This is a genomic window from Glycomyces sp. NPDC021274 (assembly GCF_040641195.1).
Classification (GTDB): Bacteria; Actinomycetota; Actinomycetes; order Mycobacteriales; family Micromonosporaceae; genus Glycomyces.
This window is the reverse complement of the sequence record NZ_JBFADC010000147.1, coordinates 1-1,012: the sequence shown is the minus strand read 5'-3', so window position 1 is coordinate 1,012 and position 1,012 is coordinate 1. Positions and strand designations below refer to the sequence as shown.

Below are 1,012 nucleotides of genomic sequence, written 5' to 3'. Positions count from 1 at the left end.
CACGGGCTCAAGCGGCGCAAGCGGCGGGCCTGGGTGGCGGCGGTGGCGCTGCTGCCGGTGGGGATCGCCGCCCAGGTGGTGTACCGGCACTCGATCTTCGGGGCCGTGCTGTCGTTGTTGCTGCTGGGGTTCCTGATCCGGCACCGGCGGGAGTTCGCGGCGCTGCCGGACCCGCGCAGCCGCTGGCGGGCGGTGGCCAACTTCGTCGTCCTCGGTGGGGTCAGCTTCGCCCTCGGGATGGTGATCGTCAGCTCCCACCCGCACAAGATCGTCGGCTCGCCGTCGTTCGGTGCGCGCGCCGAGCACGTGCTGTGGGGGCTCTTCGGCTTCGAGGGGCCGGTCGCCTACACCCACGGCGTGGACTACACCGTGGGCTACTCGCTCGGTGCGCTGGGCCTGCTGACCGTGGCCACCACCGCGTACCTCGCCTTCCGGCCCGAGCACCCCGCGGCCCGGCTGACGGACGAGGACGAGCAGCGGCTGCGGGAGCTGCTGGCCAAGCACGGCGGGCGGGACTCGCTGGGCTACTTCGCGCTGCGCCGGGACAAGGGCGCGGTGTTCTCGCCGTCCGGCAAGGCCGCGGTCTGCTACCGGGTGATCTCCGGGGTGATGCTCGCCAGCGGCGACCCGATAGGGGACGTCGAGGCGTGGCCGGGCGCCATCGAGCGCTTCATGGAGGAGGCGCGGGCGCACTCCTGGACCCCCGCGGTGCACGGTTGCAGCGAGACCGGCGGCCAGGTTTGGACCCGGGAGACCGGGATGGACGCGCTGGAGCTGGGCGACGAGGCGATCGTGGACGTCGCCGACTTCACCCTGTCCGGCCGGTCGATGCGCAACGTGCGGCAGATGGTCAAGCGCATCGAGCGCAACGGGTACACCACTCGGGTGCGCCGGGTGCGCGACCTGGAGCCGGAGGAGCTGGAGCGGGTACAGAAGGCCGCCGACGCCTGGCGCGACACCGACGACGAGCGCGGCTTCTCCATGGCGCTCGGCCGCATCGACGCGGACAAGG

At 72.7% G+C, this 1,012-nt stretch carries 1 protein-coding gene; it reads left to right on the top strand.

The features are described 5' to 3' along the window. The coding region (locus AB0I03_RS27225) for a phosphatidylglycerol lysyltransferase domain-containing protein (protein WP_360417527.1) at positions 1-1,012 on the top strand (1,012 nt) is incomplete at both ends.